This window comes from Kitasatospora sp. NPDC101108 (assembly GCF_055584725.1).
Window position 1 is genome coordinate 463,255 of the sequence record NZ_JBVJLM010000002.1, and the last position, 15,574, is coordinate 478,828.

The 15,574-nt window shown below is 74.3% G+C and carries 14 protein-coding genes; 10 read left to right on the forward strand and 4 right to left on the reverse strand.

Features of this window, described 5'->3' with window-relative positions; all coding sequences use genetic code 11:
• Positions 1–88 precede the first annotated feature (88 nt).
• Positions 89–1,399, reverse strand: a complete 1,311-nt coding sequence (locus ACZ6Z8_RS06865) for a glycosyltransferase family 4 protein (RefSeq protein ID WP_465607030.1) — start codon at positions 1,397–1,399, stop codon at positions 89–91.
• A 273-nt stretch (positions 1,400–1,672) separates the two neighbouring features.
• Between ACZ6Z8_RS06865 and ACZ6Z8_RS06870 the strand changes: the two genes are divergently transcribed.
• The 8 genes from ACZ6Z8_RS06870 (at position 1,673) to ACZ6Z8_RS06905 (ending at position 12,027) form a co-directional block, all read left to right on the forward strand.
• On the forward strand, positions 1,673–2,308 hold the full coding sequence (locus ACZ6Z8_RS06870; RefSeq protein ID WP_465607494.1) for a TetR family transcriptional regulator: 636 nt from the start codon (positions 1,673–1,675) through the stop codon (positions 2,306–2,308).
• A 118-nt stretch (positions 2,309–2,426) separates the two neighbouring features.
• Positions 2,427–3,689, forward strand: coding sequence for a prenyltransferase/squalene oxidase repeat-containing protein (locus ACZ6Z8_RS06875; RefSeq protein WP_465607031.1), 1,263 nt, complete (start codon positions 2,427–2,429; stop codon positions 3,687–3,689).
• Complete coding sequence (locus ACZ6Z8_RS06880) at positions 3,689–4,414, forward strand: SCO2322 family protein (RefSeq protein ID WP_465607033.1); 726 nt, start codon at positions 3,689–3,691, stop codon at positions 4,412–4,414. Before ACZ6Z8_RS06875 ends, ACZ6Z8_RS06880 begins: the two co-directional genes overlap by 1 nt.
• Positions 4,395–5,495 carry an energy-coupling factor transporter transmembrane component T gene (locus tag ACZ6Z8_RS06885; RefSeq protein WP_465607035.1) on the forward strand — a complete coding sequence of 367 codons (1,101 nt, stop codon included), beginning with the start codon at positions 4,395–4,397 and terminating at the stop codon, positions 5,493–5,495. The genes ACZ6Z8_RS06880 and ACZ6Z8_RS06885 overlap by 20 nt, the downstream gene beginning before the upstream one ends.
• Positions 5,492–7,093 (forward strand): ABC transporter ATP-binding protein, encoded by a 1,602-nt coding sequence (locus ACZ6Z8_RS06890; protein WP_465607037.1) that lies wholly within the window; start codon positions 5,492–5,494, stop codon positions 7,091–7,093. Before ACZ6Z8_RS06885 ends, ACZ6Z8_RS06890 begins: the two co-directional genes overlap by 4 nt.
• Positions 7,090–7,947, forward strand: coding sequence for an ECF transporter S component (locus ACZ6Z8_RS06895; RefSeq protein WP_465607039.1), 858 nt, complete (start codon positions 7,090–7,092; stop codon positions 7,945–7,947). Before ACZ6Z8_RS06890 ends, ACZ6Z8_RS06895 begins: the two co-directional genes overlap by 4 nt.
• Before the next feature lie 83 nt (positions 7,948–8,030).
• Positions 8,031–8,705: a hypothetical protein gene (locus ACZ6Z8_RS06900; RefSeq protein ID WP_465607041.1), complete on the forward strand. Its 675-nt coding sequence runs from the start codon at positions 8,031–8,033 to the stop codon at positions 8,703–8,705.
• A 451-nt stretch (positions 8,706–9,156) separates the two neighbouring features.
• Complete coding sequence (locus ACZ6Z8_RS06905) at positions 9,157–12,027, forward strand: glycoside hydrolase family 3 C-terminal domain-containing protein (protein ID WP_465607043.1); 2,871 nt, start codon at positions 9,157–9,159, stop codon at positions 12,025–12,027.
• 569 nt (positions 12,028–12,596) lie between these two features.
• Here the strand turns inward: ACZ6Z8_RS06905 and ACZ6Z8_RS06910 are convergent.
• Positions 12,597–13,019 (reverse strand): putative T7SS-secreted protein, encoded by a 423-nt coding sequence (locus ACZ6Z8_RS06910; RefSeq protein WP_465607496.1) that lies wholly within the window; start codon positions 13,017–13,019, stop codon positions 12,597–12,599.
• A 151-nt stretch (positions 13,020–13,170) separates the two neighbouring features.
• Here ACZ6Z8_RS06910 and ACZ6Z8_RS06915 point away from each other — a divergent pair, with 151 nt between their 5' ends.
• Positions 13,171–13,833, forward strand: coding sequence for a creatininase family protein (locus ACZ6Z8_RS06915; protein WP_465607497.1), 663 nt, complete (start codon positions 13,171–13,173; stop codon positions 13,831–13,833).
• Between the two features lie 95 nt (positions 13,834–13,928).
• On the opposite strand, the gene ACZ6Z8_RS06920 is transcribed toward ACZ6Z8_RS06915, so the two are convergent.
• Both ACZ6Z8_RS06920 and ACZ6Z8_RS06925 read right to left on the reverse strand, forming a co-directional pair.
• On the reverse strand, positions 13,929–14,513 hold the full coding sequence (locus tag ACZ6Z8_RS06920; RefSeq protein WP_465607045.1) for a hypothetical protein: 585 nt from the start codon (positions 14,511–14,513) through the stop codon (positions 13,929–13,931).
• On the reverse strand, positions 14,510–15,361 hold the full coding sequence (locus ACZ6Z8_RS06925) for an alpha/beta hydrolase (protein ID WP_465607047.1): 852 nt from the start codon (positions 15,359–15,361) through the stop codon (positions 14,510–14,512). The genes ACZ6Z8_RS06920 and ACZ6Z8_RS06925 overlap by 4 nt, the downstream gene beginning before the upstream one ends.
• On the opposite strand from ACZ6Z8_RS06925, the gene ACZ6Z8_RS06930 reads away from it, so the two are divergent.
• Entirely contained in the window at positions 15,350–15,520 is a 171-nt protein-coding gene (locus ACZ6Z8_RS06930; protein ID WP_465607049.1) for a hypothetical protein, read from the forward strand. The two genes, ACZ6Z8_RS06925 and ACZ6Z8_RS06930, sit on opposite strands and share 12 nt — an antisense overlap.
• Positions 15,521–15,574 lie beyond the last annotated feature (54 nt).

Sequence of the window (15,574 nt, forward strand, 5' to 3'; positions counted from 1 at the left end):
TTCTGACGTCTCGTCAGAACACTTCGCCAGAAAGCTTCGTGAGGTCACTCACCGGCGGCCCGGAGCGCGTCGCTCGCGAGCGCGCCGCTCAGGGCACGTACCGCCAGCCGGGCCCGGAGCGGGCCCGGGCGCCGACGCCGGTGGCGATCGCCGCGCGGTAGGCGTCCGCGGTCAGCTCGGCGGCCCGCTCCCAGGTGAACCGGGCCAGCACCCGCTCCCGGCCGGCCGCGCCGATCTCGGCGCGCAGCCGCGGGTCGTCCAGCAGCCGGCCGAGCGCCGCGGCCAGCGCGTCCGCCTCCCCCGGCGGCACGGCCAGGCAGGTCTCGCCGTCCGGTCCGGCCACCTCGGGGATCGCCCCTCCGGTGGTCGCGACCAGCGGGGTGCCGGTGGCCATCGCCTCGGCGGCGGGCAGCGAGAAGCCCTCGTACAGCGACGGGACGCAGGCCACCTCGGCGGAGCGGTACAGGTCGACCAGCTCGCCGTCGGTCAGGCCGGTGCGGAACTCGATGTGCTCCGCCAGGCCGAAGCGACGCACCGCCTCGGCCACCGGGCCGTCGTCCTTCTGCGGCTTGCCGACGACCACCAGGTGGGCGTCCCGCTCGGTGCGGACCTTGGCCAGCGCCTCGACCAGGAAGACCAGGCCCTTGAGCGGCACGTCCGCGCTGGAGGTGGTGACGATCCGGCCGGGAACCCGGGCGATCCGCTCGGAGGGCGACCAGAGCCGGGTGTCGGCGCCGATCGGCACCACCGAGACCGCGCCGGGGGCGGCGCCCAGGTGCTCGGCGATCTCGCGCTGCGAGGTGCCGGAGACGGTGATCACGTGGTCCAGCCGGGCCGCGACCCGGCGCTGCATCCGGGTGAAGGCGTACCAGCGGCGCAGCGACAGCCGCTTCACCCGCGTGGTGGCCGCGTCCAGCTCCAACCGGCGGTCCACGGTGATCGGGTGATGGATCGTGGTGACCAGCGGGAAGCCGTGCCGGGCCAGGCCCAGCAGGCCGTAGCCGAGGGTCTGGTTGTCGTGCACCACGTCGTAGCGGCCCTTGTGCCGGGCCAGGTACTGACGGGCGCGCAGCGAGAAGGTGAGTGGTTCCGGGAAGCCGCCGGTGCGCATGGTGGCGAACTCCAGCACGTCCACCGGCCCGCGGAACTCACCGCGGGCGGGTGTGCGGAAGGGGTCGTCGGCGCGGTAGAGGTCCAGGCTGGGCAGCTCGACCAGGCGCACCGATCCGGGGCCCTCGACCTCGTCCAGGACGGGGTAGGGCTGGGCGCCGATCACGTCCACGTGGTGGCCGAGCCTGGCCAGCTCCCGGGAGAGGTGCCGTACGTACACTCCCTGACCGCCGCAGAACGGGTCCCCGCGGTAGGACAGCAGGGCAATCCGCAGCGGCTGCGCGGTCATCCTCGGCCCTCATCTCTGGCTGCTATCGGTGCGAGCGGCCCCATCGGTGCCGCCGGTCGCTAAAGTAGATCAGGTTTCAGTGGCTGTGGAACTCGTCGTCGCCCGTGTGAACAATGAGAGACCTCGAAGATACCGGCCCGTAGCTTTCGCTCAGGAGCCAGGGCCGGTGATTCCCGCCACGCCCGCCCCGACCGACCGCGGGTCGCCTTCGGGCCGACCTTTCTGGAGCACGCCGCCACCCACGCGCCCCCGGGAGCACCCTTGCCGTCGCCGATCCCGTCCGTGAGCCCCACCGCGAGCCCCGCCGCCCCGGGCGCCCCGGCCGAGCCGCCGGCCGAGCCGCCGCTGTCCGCGCGCCAGGCCGAGCGGCGCCGCCGGATCCTGCGGGCCGCCACCGCGCTGGCCGCCCGCGGCGGGTACGAGGCGGTGCAGATGCGGGAGGTCGCGGAGAGCGCGCAGGTCGCCCTCGGCACGCTGTACCGGTACTTCCCGTCCAAGGTCCACCTGCTGGTCGCGGTCATGCTGGAGCAGTTGCAGGAGCTCCAGGAGCACATCCGGCGGCACCCGCCGACCGACCGGGAGCCGGCGCCCAGGGTCGCCGACACGCTCACCCGGGCCTTCCACGCGCTCCAGCGCGAGCCGTTGCTGGCCGAGGCGATGGTCCGCGCGATGTGCTTCGCGGACCGCTCGGTCGGCGCCGAGGTGGACCTCGTCAGCGCCGCCACCGGACAGCTCATCCTGGACGCGATCGGCCAGTCCGGCCCACCCAGCGACAGCCAGCGCGCGGCCGTCCGGGTGATCGAGCACACCTGGCACTCGGCCCTGGTCGCCTGGCTGTCCGGCCGCGCCTCGATCGCCGAGGTCCGGGCCGACCTGCACACCGCGGCGCGGCTGCTGGCCCTGCCGTGACGGCCCCGGTCACTGGAACCTGTTCCTGCTCCGGGAGGCCCGCGGGCCGCGGCCCGGCGGTTAGAGTCGAACGGCCCCGCCCGGGCCCCCGCCGCTCACCGAAAGGCACATCCGCACCATGCTGACCGCCGCCCGCCTGGGCGCCGCCGCCCTGTCCGCCGCGCTGCTCGCCGGCGTCGCCGCCGGACCGGCCCTCGCCGACAGCCCGTCGCCCGGCGCGACCGCCACCGCCGTCCCGGACGGCCTGTACGGCAAGGGCGACCCGACCTACGACGGCGTCTGGCGGCAGTCCCTCGCGCTCACCGCGCTGACGGCGGCGAAGGTCACCCCGGCCGACTCCGCGGTGGACTGGCTCACCGGGCAGCAGTGCGCGGACGGCGGCTGGCCCTCCTACCGGGCCGCCGGCGCGGCCTGCGACGCCAGGACCGAGGACAGCAACGCCACCGCCGTCGCCATCCAGGCCCTGGTCGCCCTCGGCGGGCACCAGCCGGCCGTCGACAAGGGCGTGCAGTGGCTCAAGGCCAACCAGAACGCCGACGGCAGCTGGCCGTACAACCCCGGCAACCCGGGCGACGCCAACTCCACCGGGCTCGCCGTCAACGCGCTGTTCGCCGCCCGCACCGACCCGGCCGGCGTCGCCAAGCCGGGCACCGGCGGAGCGGCGGGCAAGAACGCCTTCGACGGCCTCGCCCGCTTCCAGCTCGGCTGCACCGCCCCCGCCGACCAGCGCGGCGCCTTCGCCTACCAGCCGGACCCGGCCGCCGGCACCCTCACCCCCAACACCCTGGCCAGCGCCCAGGCCGCCCTCGCCGCCGCCGGCGGGCACCTGCCGGTCGCCACCTCGGTGCACGCCGACGCGACCCCCAAGGCCCTCGCCTGCGCCGACGGCTCCGCGCCCGCCACCATCCCGCACAACGAGTCCGGCGAGGCCGTCAGCGCCTACCTCGGTGCCCAGCTCTCGGTCGGCGACGAACACCTCACCCTCACCACCCCGGGCGCCGACCCCAAGCCCGACTACACCGCCACCGCCTGGGCCGCCCTCGCCCTGATCCAGAGCGGCCACCCCGAGCAGGCCACCGACGCCGTGGACTGGCTGGAGGGGCAGGGCACCACCTGGACCAAGAACGGCACCGACGCCGCCGCCACCGCCAGCCTCCTGCTGGTCTCCCAGGCCGCCCACCGCTCCACCGCCGACCTCACCGGCCGGCTCACCGCCCTCGGCCCGGCCCCCAAGGCCACCGCCGCCACCCCGGCGGACGCCGCCCCGGCGAAGAAGAGCGACGGCATGGGCCAGTTCTGGCTGATCGTCGTCGGCCTGCTCATCGGCATCGGCGGCGGCCTCCTGCTCAGCCTCCAGCGCAAGCGCAACCCGAACCTCTGATGCGCCCCGCCCCCGCCCCCGGCACCCGGACGGACCGGGCCGCCCTGGCCGCGCTGCTCCTGCCGCTCCTCGGGGCGCTGGTGCTGCTGGCCTCCGCCGCGCCCGCGCAGGCCGCCGGGTACCGGTACTGGTCGTTCTGGCGCGCCGGCGACGGCGGGGCCTGGGCCTACCAGTCGCAGGGGCCCGCGGTCGCCGTGCCGCCGGACGGCGCGGTGGACGGCTGGCGGTTCGCCGTCAGCCCGGACGGCGGGCGGGACGCCGCGAAGCCCCGGACGGCGGCCCCCTTCGACCAGGTCTGCGCCGCCACGCCCGCCCAGGACGGCCGCAAGCGGGTGGCCGTGGTGCTGGACTTCGGCACGGCCGAGGACGCCGGGACGTCCGCCGTACCGCCGCCCGGGCAGCGGACGGCCTGCGCCAGCGTCGCACCGCGGGCCACCTCGGCCGAGGTGCTGGCCGCCGTCGCCCCGCCGCTGCGCTACGACTCCAACGGCCTGCTGTGCGCCATCGCCGGCTACCCGAAGGCGGGCTGCGGCGACCAGGTGGACGCGGCCGGCGGCGCCGGGCCCGCCGAGCCCGCCGCCGACCACGGCAGCGGCCCGGACCTCGGCCCGGTCGCCGGTGGCGCGCTGGTCGCCGTCCTCGCCGGGGGCGCCGTCTGGCAGGCCCGCCGCCGCCGTCACTCCTCACCCTCCCCAGGACAGATCCGTGAGCAGCCCCGCCCGTAGCACCCCCACCGGCCCGCGCCAACTGCACCCCGGCGCCTGGTGGTTGTGGGCGCTCGGGCTGGGCGCGGCGGCGACCCGCACCACCAACCCGCTGGTCCTGCCGCTGCTCGCCGCGACCGCCGGCTACGTGGTCGCGGCGCGCCGCGGCGACGCGCCGTGGTCGCGCTCGTACGGGGCCTTCCTGCGGCTCGGGCTGCTGGTGCTCGGCATCCGGCTGGTCTTCGCGGCGCTGCTCGGCTCGCCGGTCCCCGGCACCCACGTGCTGTTCACCCTGCCCGAACTCCCGCTCCCCGACTGGGCGCAGGGGGTCCGGGTCGGCGGCCGGGTCACCCTCGAAGGCCTGCTGGCGGCGCTGTACGACGGGCTGCGCCTGGCCACCCTGCTGGTCTGCGTCGGCGCCGCCAACTCGCTGGCCAGCCCGGCCAGGCTGCTGCGCGCCCTGCCCGGCGCGCTCTACGAGGCGGGCGTGGCCGTGGTGGTGGCGATGACCTTCGCACCGAACCTGGTCGCCGACGTCCGCCGACTGCGCGCCGCCCGCCGCCTGCGGGGCCGCAACGACCGGGGCGTCGCGGCCGTGCTGAGCGTCGGACTGCCCGTCCTGGAAGGCGCGTTGGAGCGGTCGATCGCCCTGGCGGCGGCGATGGACACCCGCGGCTTCGGCCGGACCGCCGACGTCCCGCGCCGGCTCGCCCGGGTGACCGCGGCACTGACCCTGGCCGGGCTGCTCGGGGTCTGCCTGGCCGCCTACGGGCTGCTGACCGCGGGCGGCGCCGGCTGGGCACCGCCGGTGCTGCTGCTCGGCCTGGCCGCCGCCTTCGCCGGACTGCGGCTCGGCAGCCGACGTACCGTCAGAACGCGCTACCGGCCCGACCCCTGGGGGCTGCCCGAGTGGCTGACCGCCGGTTCCGGTGCCGCCGTCGCCGCCCTGGTCACCTGGCTCGCGTCCGGGGATCCGGCCGCCTTCGCCCCCACCGTCGTCCCGCCGACCGTCCCCGTGCTGCCGCTGGCCGCCGTGCCGGCCGTACTCCTCGGCCTGGTACCGGCGTTCGCCGCCCCGACCCCGCCCCGGAGGGCTTCGTGATCACCTTCGAGCAGGTCTCCGTCCGGTACGCGGACGCGGCCGAACCGGTGCTGAAGGGTGTCGACCTGACCGTCCCCGAGGGCGAACTCTGCCTGCTGGTGGGCCCGTCGGGCTCCGGCAAGTCCACCCTGCTCGGCACCGTCAGCGGCCTGGTGCCGCACTTCACCGGCGGGGTGCTGCACGGCCGGGTCACCGTCGGCGGCCGGGACACCCGCGAGCACCGGCCGCGTGAACTCGCCGACCTCGTCGGCACGGTGGGCCAGGACCCGTCGGCGCGGTTCGTCACCGACACCGTCGAGGACGAACTCGCCTACGGCATGGAGTCCCTGGGCCTGCCGGGCGACGTCATGCGGCGCCGGGTCGAGGAGACCCTCGACCTGCTCGGTCTCGCCGACCTGCGCGACCGCGCCCTCGGCTCCCTCTCCGGCGGTCAGCAACAGCGCGTCGCGATCGGCTCGGTGCTCACCGTGCACCCGCGCGTACTGGTCCTGGACGAGCCCACCTCGGCGCTCGACCCGGGCGCCGCCGAGGAGGTGCTGGCCGTCCTGCAGCGGCTGGTGCACGACCTCGGTACCACCGTGCTGATGGCCGAGCACCGGCTGGAGCGGGTCGTCCAGTACGCCGACCAGGTGCTGCTGCTGACCCCGGGCGCGGAACCGGTGCTGGGCGAACCCGCCGAGGTGATGGCGCACTCCCCCGTGCACCCGCCGGTGGTCGGCCTCGGCCGGCTCGCGGGCTGGCGGCCGCTGCCGCTGTCCGTCCGCGACGCCCGCCGCAAGGCCGCTCCGCTGCGGGCCCAACTGGACGGCCGGGCACCCGCCGCCGCCGGCACCCCGGACGGTGCGCCGATCGCCGCCACCGACCGCCTGGCCGTGCGACGCGGCCCGGTGCAGGCCCTACGCGGGGTCGACCTCACGCTGCGCCCCGGCGAGATCACCGCTCTGATGGGCCGCAACGGCGCCGGCAAGTCCACCCTGCTCGGCGGCCTGGTCGGCCTGCACGCCCCCGCCTCCGGCGGCGTCACCGTCGGCGGCCGCAGCCCGCACCGCACCCGCCCGGCCGAACTGATCCGGCACGTCGGCCTCGTCCCCCAGGACCCGCGCGACCTGCTGTACGGCGAGACCGTCGCCGCCGAGTGCGCCGCCGCGGACACCGACGCGGGCGCCGCCCCCGGCACCTGCCGCGCCCTGGTCGAGCGCCTGCTGCCCGGCATCGCCGACGCCACCCACCCCCGCGACCTCTCCGAGGGCCAGCGGCTCACCCTCGCCCTCGCCGTCGTCCTCACCGCCCGGCCCCCGCTGCTGCTCCTGGACGAGCCGACCCGCGGCCTGGACTACGCCGCCAAGGCCCGGCTGGTGGAGATCCTGCGCTCGCTGGCCACCGAGGGGCACGCCGTGCTGCTGGCGACCCACGACGTCGAGCTGGCCGCCGAGCTGGCACACCGGACGCTGATCCTGGCCGAGGGCGAGCTCGTCGCGGACGGGCCGACGGCCGAGGTCGTGGTCTCCTCCCCGGCCTTCGCGCCGCAGGTCGCCAAGGTGCTGGCACCGGGGCCGTGGCTCACCGTCCAGCAGGTCGCGAAGGCGCTGAGCGCGTGAGCGGCCGCCCCGTCCCGCCCGGGCGCCCCGTCCCGCTCGGGCGCCGGTCCGTCGCGGCGCTGTCCCTGGTATCCCTGGTGGGGGTGACGGCCTTCGGCTGGCCGCTGCTCGCCTCCACCCGGTCCGCCCTGGTCGGCCACTCCACCGACGCGCCCTGGCTGTTCGCCCTGCTGCTCCCGCTGCTCCTCGCGGTCGTCATCGCGCAGATCTCCGAAGGCCGTTCGTCGGGCGGCGGCGCGCCCGGGCTGGACGCCAAGTCCGTCGCCCTGCTGGGCGTGCTGGCGGCGGCCGGTGCGGCGCTGCGGCCGCTCGGGGCGGGGACGGCGGGCCTGGAACCGATGTTCTTCCTGATGGTGCTGTCGGGGCGGGTGCTCGGCCCGGGCTTCGGGTTCGTCCTCGGCTCGCTGTCGATGTTCGCCTCCGCGCTGCTCACCGGCGGGGTGGGGCCCTGGCTGCCGTTCCAGATGCTCGCCATGGGCTGGGTCTGCCTCGGCGCGGGCCTGCTGCCGGGCGCCGCCACGCTGCGCGGCCGCCGCGAACTGCTGCTGCTGGCGGGGTACGGGGCGGGGTCCGCCGTCCTCTACGGCACGGTCATGAACCTCCAGGGCTGGCCGTACATCGGCGGGATGGCCGGCTCCGTCTCCTTCGTCCCGGGCGACCCGCTGCCCGCCAACCTGGTCCGCTTCGCCGCCTACTGCCTCACCACCTCCCTGGGCTGGGACCTCCCGCGCGCGGCGCTGACCGTCGTGCTGTGCCTCACCCTCGGCACGCCCGTGCTGCGCGCCCTGCGCCGCACCACCCGCCGGGCCGCCTTCGACGCGCCGGTCGACTTCCGGCCGCCGCCGGGCGGGTGAACGCCTCCTTCCCGACGCCTCCGGTGGGCGCCCACCACTAGGGTGAACGTTCGATCCGCCAGCCAGAACGGGAGTTCAGCGCAGTGACCGACGAGCCCCTCGACAGCGACCCCGGCATCGACCTCGACGTGGACGTGGACGTGGACGACGAGGACGAGGACGAGGACGAGGACAACCCCTGGATCGTCTCGACCTGCCCGGTCGGTCCCGAACTGGCCGCGCAGATCGCCGGGATGCTGGACGTCGACTGGAAGGACTTCGACGCCGGAGAGCAGGCGATGACCACCGCCGGCTGGCACTCGACCGGCGACTACCTGGGCGAGCTCAACAACAAGGCCCACACGCCGGCCGGCCACTTCGTGTACGGCGACGACTGCCTCGCCATCCCGTTCGCGTACGAGTTCTACGTCCACCCCGACGGGGCGATCGCCGAGGACTTCTGGGCCACCGTCCCCGGCTGGCAGAGCCTCCCCGACCCGCCCACGGGTACCTTCGACGCCCAACTGGAGGCCGTGGTCGACCAGTTCACCACCATCCTCGGACCGCCCGACCACGACCTGACCCACGAACGCCGACCGGCCCTCGACCACCGCTGGCGCTACCGGATCTGGCGCCGGGGCGACAACGTCCTGGTGGTGGCCCCGGGACTGGACGACTTCTCGTACTCCCAGTTCGAGCACGCCTTCGTCCAGATCCGCCCCCTCCCGGCGAACGCACCCCTGCCACCCACCACCGAGCTCCCCGACTTCTTCTGGTGACCGCCGTGCGCCCCGGCCGGGCGGCCGGAGCGCCCGGGCGTGCCGCTCGAAGGCGGCCGGGGCGTCGTCGCGGCGACCGGGCCCGGTCCTGATCGTGGCGATGGCGACGGCGACGGCGACGGCGACGGCGACGGCGACGGCGATGGCGACGGGAACGTCCATGCCGCTCCAGGCCGTGGACCAGTTCCCGGCCTCGGCCCGGCCGCGCGTGGGCAGGTGGTCGAGCGCCGCGCGCAGCGATCGACCGTCCCCCGCCGATGTCTTCGCGATCCGGGAATCGACCCCACAGCTCGACGGGGGCGCCCAGGAGGCCGAGCGCGCTCCGAACGCGCCCGACACGCGCTGTGCACGCCACCTGACAACCCGTGTCCGTACACCGTAAATTTGATGGATCGTCATTTCTTCAGGCCGCCCGGCCAGGTACGACTCCCGTCGATCGGTGGTGGTTGCCATGCGACGTCTCCCCCTGCGGATGCGAATCCTCCGGCTCGGGCTCGGCGGCTGCCTGCTGGCCGCGGCCACGACCGGCAACGCCGCGGCCGCCCCGGCGGTCCCGGCGGCCACGACCGCGCCGAGGAGCGGCCCGAGCCCGTCGGAGCAGCGCGTCGAGAGCCTGCTGGCGCAGCTGACCACCGCCGAGAAGGTCACCCTGCTGCGCGGCCTGGACACCCCGGCCGGCGTGAACTCCGTCGGCTACGTCTCGGGCGTGCCCCGGCTCGGCATCCCACCGCTGCTGCTGTCCGACGGCCCGGCCGGGGTGCGGGACGGCCGGCCCGCGACCGCCCTGCCCGCGCCCGTCTCGCTGGCCGCCGCCTTCGACCCGGCCCTGGCCACCGCCTACGGCGACGTGCTGGGCCGCGAGGCACGGGCGCGCGGCTACCAGGTGCTGTACGCACCGATGGTGAACATCGTCCGGATCCCGCAGGGCGGACGGGACTTCGAGACGCTGGGCGAGGACCCGTACCTCGCCGGGCGGCTCGCCGCCGCCGAGGTGCGCGGCATCCAGGCCCAGCGCGTCGCCGCGCAGGTCAAGCACTACGCCGCCAACAACCAGGAGGACTACCGCGAGTCGTACAGCTCGGAGGTGGACGAGCGCACCCTCGCCGAGATCGAGCTGCCCGCCTTCCGGGCGGCCGTCCGGGACGGCCGGGCCTGGTCGGCGATGTGCGGCTACAACCCGGTCAACGGCATCTGGGCGTGCGAGAACTTCCCGCTGCTGCGCGACGTGCTGAAGGGCCGCTGGGGCTTCGACGGGGTGGTCGGCTCCGACTACCCCGCCACCCACTCCTCGGTCAACGCCGCGGCCGCGGGCCTGGACCAGGAGTTCGGCGGATCGACGTACTTCGCCGACCTGCCCGCCGCCGCGGCCGACGGGCGGCTCGCCCCGGCCGTGCTGGACGACCAGGTCCGGCGGGTGCTGCGGCTGATGGAGCGGACGGGGGCGCTCGACGGCGGCCAACCGCCCGCCTCCGACCCGGCCGCCGGCGCGCGCGACGCCCGCCGGGCCGCCGTTGCCGGAACGGTTCTGCTGCGCAACCAGAACTCCGCCCTCCCGCTCGACGCCACCCGGCTGAAGTCCGTCGCCGTGATCGGCCCGTGGGCGGACCGCGCCTACACCGGCGGGGGCGGCTCCTCCCGCGTCACCCCCTACCCCGACCGGACGGTGACGCCCCGCCAGGGCATCGCGGCGCGGGCCGGCTCGGCCACCGAGGTGCGCTACCACCTCGGCGACGACCCGAACGCGGCGGCCGCGGTGGCCACCGGGGCGGACGCCGCCGTGGTGGTCGTCGGCGACCAGGAGACCGAGGGCGCGGACCGCGGCTCGCTGGACCTCGCCCCGGCGGACGACGCCCTGATCCGGGCCGTCGCCAGGGCCAACCCGCACACCGTCGTGGTGCTGAACACCGGCGGGCCGGTCACCATGCCGTGGCTGGACTCGGTGCCCGCGGTCGTCGAGGCCTGGTACCCGGGTGAGCAGAGCGGCGCCGCGCTCGCCGACGTGCTGTTCGGCGACACCGACCCGGGCGGGCGGCTGCCCGTCACCTTCCCGACCTCGGCGAGCGCGACCCCGATCCAGGACCCGGCCCAGTACCCCGGCACGGACGGCGCCTACCACTACACCGAGCGGCTCGGCACCGGCTACCGCTGGTACGACGCCAGCGGCACCGCCCCGCTGTTCCCCTTCGGCCACGGCCTGTCCTACACGACCTTCGACTACGCCGGCCTCACCGTGACCGGCCCGGACCCGGCCGGCCGAGTGCGGGTCGGCTTCGACCTCACCAACCGCGGCACCCGCACCGGCACCGAGGTGCCCCAGCTGTACCTGACCTTCCCGTCGGCGGCCGGCGAGCCGCCGCAGCAGCTCAAGGCCTTCGACAAGGTCACGCTGGCGCCCGGCGGTTCGACCCATGTGGAACTGCCGCTGGACCGCTCCGCCTTCGCCGTCTGGGACCAGGGTGTCCACGGCTGGGGCGTCCCCGGCGGCCGGTACGGCCTCACCGTCAGCTCCTCCTCCCGCGCACCCCGGCTGCGCGGCACGGTGGATGCGCCGGCCTCCCCCGCCGTCTCCACCTGGTCCGGGCGGATCACCGGCTCCGACGGAACCTGCCTGGACGCCGAGGCCGCCGCGGCCGACCCCAACCAGGCCTTACTGACGGCGAGTTGCGCGGGCACGGCGGCCCAGGACGCCACGGTCGGCTCGGACGGCGGCATCGGCGTCCTCGGCGGCTGCCTCACCCCGGCCGGCTCCGCCGACGGCGCCGCCGTCCTGCTGCGGGACTGCCGCCCGGACCCCCGGGGCACCGAGCAGGTCTGGCGGCCGGGCCCGGACGCCTCGCTGCTGAACCCGGCCTCCAACCGCTGCCTCACCGCCGCCGACGGCCGCCTGCTGCTGCGCGACTGCTCAGGGGGCGCCGGGCAGCACTGGTCGACCCCCCGCCCGAGCGGCCCGCTGACCGGCGTCGCCGGACAGTGCGTGGACATCGCCCGGGCCGCGACGGTCAACGGCAGCGCCGTCCAGCTCTACCACTGCAACTCCACCGGCGCCCAGGACTGGTCCGTCCAACAGGACGGCTCGCTACGGGCCCTCGGCAAGTGCCTCGACGTCACCAACGGCTGGACCGCCGCCGGCACACCCGCCCAGCTCTACGACTGCAACGGCACCGGCGCCCAGCAGTGGCTGTCCCGCCCCGACGGCACCCTCCTCAACCCCGTCTCCAACCGCTGCCTGGACGCCCGGGACGGCAGCAGCGCCGACTGGACCAGGCTCCAGATCTGGGACTGCCAGGCCAGCCCCAACCAGCTCTGGAAACTGCCGGGTTGAGCCGGACGACCGCTCAGCGCCCGACCCGGCGCGCCGCACCAGCACGGCCGACAGCGCCCGCTCAGCGGCGCCACCGCCCTCACCCGCGCGGACCTGCCCGGCCGGCGCCCCCGGGTGAACGCCCCCGCCTGCTCCTCTGGCTCGCGGGCGAACGCCTGCTCGTCCCGCCGCCCCTCCGCCTCCGCCCGGTCCGGCGCGCCGACGGCGAGACCGTCCCCGGCCTGCGCGAGGTCCGCCACGCCGCCCCGGCCCGAAACGCCGCGTGCCCCGGGCTCGCGGAACCCGGGGCACGCCGTCCGACGTACAGGACGTACGGTCCGTCAGGCCTTCGGGCCCGCCGACTGGACGACCTCGAAGGACCACAGCGTCGACCCGGACGCGGCCACCGCCAGCGATGACGCTCAGGCCCGTCGCTGCCGTGCGGTGGCCAGGACGGGCGGCTCCACGGTTTTACCCACCTCCCCGGACACCCGTGGCGTCGAGGGCCGTCCCCAGCGCCTCGCCGCCGACACCGAGGGTCGCAAGTCCGATGCCCCCCAGCACCTCAAGTGTCGCGCCAGGGTCGTGGGTCATGGCGTTGCCGATAGAAGCCAGGTCTTCAACAGCGGTCTTGCCGACGTCCAGCAGGAAGTCGCCGGCGTCGGAGAAGAAGTCGCCGATATCGTCCAGCCAGTCCGGTTCCTCAGGCGCCTTGTCGCGAGCTTTGGCGATCTGTTGGCCGCGTTGTCGCCAGCCGTCTTGAGCTGGCTGCGCGCGTTGTCGAGGGTATTCCGGGCGGCTTCCCGTTTGCTGTCGCCGGGGTCGTTGAACAGTATGGAGTGGCCAGCGTTCTTCTCGGCTTCCTCATGCTCCGTCTTGGCCTTGTCTGTTGCCGTCTGAGCTTCGCTCCACTGCTTGATCGCGTCTGCCGCCTGCCCCTGCGCCCAGGTCAGGGCGTGCTGGTAGGAGGTCAGTGCATTGGCGGCGTCGTGAAAGCAGTCACCGGCCTCCAGCCATTATCCGGGTTCCCCCCTTGAACGCCTTCCGGAACGCTTCACCGGCCGGCCCCGACCAGCCCTCAGCGGTGTCGATCCGCTTCAACCCCATCCCGGCTGAATGAAGGGTGTCGCCGTAACCCTGTCCTGCTCCCACGAGCACGCCCATATGCCAGGCACCGTCAGCATCAGCGCCGCCACGCTCTACGCCGTGATCAACGACATCCGGAAGTCCCTCCAGGCGTCCGGCGTCCCCGACCTACTTATCGTGAACGGCCACGGCGGGAACTACGTCCTCTCGAACGTCGTCCAGGAGGCCAACACCACCGGCCCACAGGTCGCCCTCTTCCCCATCCGTGAGGACTGGCACCAGGCCCGCGAAGCTGCCGGTCTGGAGAGCACCGGCACCGAGGACATGCACGGCGGCGAACTGGAGGTGCCCCTACTTCTCCACGGCGCTCCCCCCTCGTCCGCGACGGCATCGAGGGCGACGACCACGACGCCCCGGAGCGTCCCCACCTCCTCACCCTGGGCATGGCCGGCTACACGCAGAACGGCATCATCGGCCGCCCGTCGCTCGGCCCGGCCGAGAAGGGCAACTCGAAGGTGGACGACTCCGACGAAGGTAACACCGTCCCGACACGCACAGTGCCCTCCCCGGCAGATCCGGGGAGGGCACTGTACTGGGCGAGTGTTGCGCTTCAGGTCGGCACGAGCCTGGTTGCAGGTCCGGGCAGTTGCCTGCTCAGCAGACCTGCCGAAGCGTGACATCCATCGATGCGGCCCAGGTCACGCCATCCGCGCTGAACTCGTCCGAGAGACCGTGAAGTAAGCCACACGGCTGGCTCGCCACGTCACCCACACCGCCGCCCGCTTCTGCTGGCCAGCTCCGCCGGCGACCGTCAGCGGCAGCATCGTCCTGCCGGATCAGTGTGACCAGTACGGGTCCTCGGTCAGCGTCACCGCTTCGGTGGTCGATCCGTCAGGGGCTCCACTTGGGCGGCTGAACGGGGAGAGATGCACATACGGGCCAAGGCTGACGCGCAGGGTTGCGCGCCCGTCCGACGAGATGTCCAGCTGGATCTCGCTGCCGTCCCCAGTCGTGGCCTTGGCAGTGGACGCTCCCTCGGTGGAACGAGTTGTCCGGTAGCCGAGGTGCTTCCATCGGGCCTCGACCTTGTCCGACAACTCGACGGCCTTGGAGGGGGAGATCCGGGTCACGATCTGGCCGGTCTCATTGATGTGATGCTTGTCGACTTCGTCGTTGAGCCCTGTGTCGTACTGTTTGCCCTCGATCGAGCCATAGGCCATCCGGACAGGCGGTTCGACGCCAGCAGTGGTTGCTTCCAGCATTCGGTCGAGCTTCGTCACCCCCTCGCGCATCGGCATGTCCGCGGGTTGACGTACGTCCCACCAGCCGTACGCAAGCCAGGCGACGAACCCCGCCACCACCAGCACACCCACCCCCAGCAGCCGCAGGCACCCGCGGCGCACACCGCCCTCCCCGCTCATCGGGGCGGCACCGTCACGACACGGTCGCCGTGACCGCTCACGACCTGGGCGATGGCCTGCAGGGACTCGTTCGGTTCGATCGTCCCGTCGGGGTGGCGGACAATCACCGAGGTCTTAGTACCGTCCGGGTTGTACGCCTCCACCTCGCGGGCGTCGAAGTAGAGGGAGTGCGCCGGGATGTCACCCCCCGCGGCTCCCCACCACCCCTTGTCCGGCCCGTCCGGAGCGCCGAACCGCTTCGCCCCGAACTCTCCACTGGCCGGATCCGTGCCGAACCACAGCGTGTTGGGGTCGGGGGTCAGGTCGGGGAGCTGCGCCACCCTGTCGTTCTTGGCCGCGGCCGCGAAGACGTGTCCGTCCTGGACACCGAGGTCGGAGGCCTTGTGGAGGTCCATCCCCGGGCTTCCGATGATCACCACGTCGTCGGAGTACAGGCCTCCAGGATGCTTGGACGCCTCGCCGACGGTCAGGGACCCGTAGCTGTGCGCCACCGTCGTGACATGGGCGGGTACCGCGCCCTCGTGCGTGGCGCGCAGGCTCTGCATGAACGCGTTGTACGCCTTGCCGCCCTCCTTCGCGTTGTCGGTCCCCGTGACCTTGAGGTCGTTTGTGGGGTCGTTGCCGTTGACGTTGATCTGGGGCGCGTCGTAGTCGAGCCAGACGATGGACGCGTTCTTCTTCGTGGGGTCGTTCTGGGTGGCCGCGTCGTAGATGTTGCGCGCACGTTGGACGTCGTTGTTGACGAAGTGCCCGTCGAGCATGGTGTTCAGACCTGGCACGTACGCCGACACGTTGTCGGCGGTGTCCGGATTGCCGTAGGAGACGATCGCCCGACCGTGGGACTCCATTGCATCGCCACGTACGAGCCGTCCAGCGAGTTGTTCGTCTGCTTCAGCTTGCTGCTCGCGGCCTTCCCGGCGGTCCCCGACCAGTTGGTGCCGACCCAGCGGGAGGTCTCCTTCACCGCCTCGAAATGGGCGTGGTTGGCCTTCCCGAGGGAGTCGTAGGCGGTGGCGAGAGCGGCCAGATGCGAGGGCTGCGCGTTTTCCAGCTGGTACAGG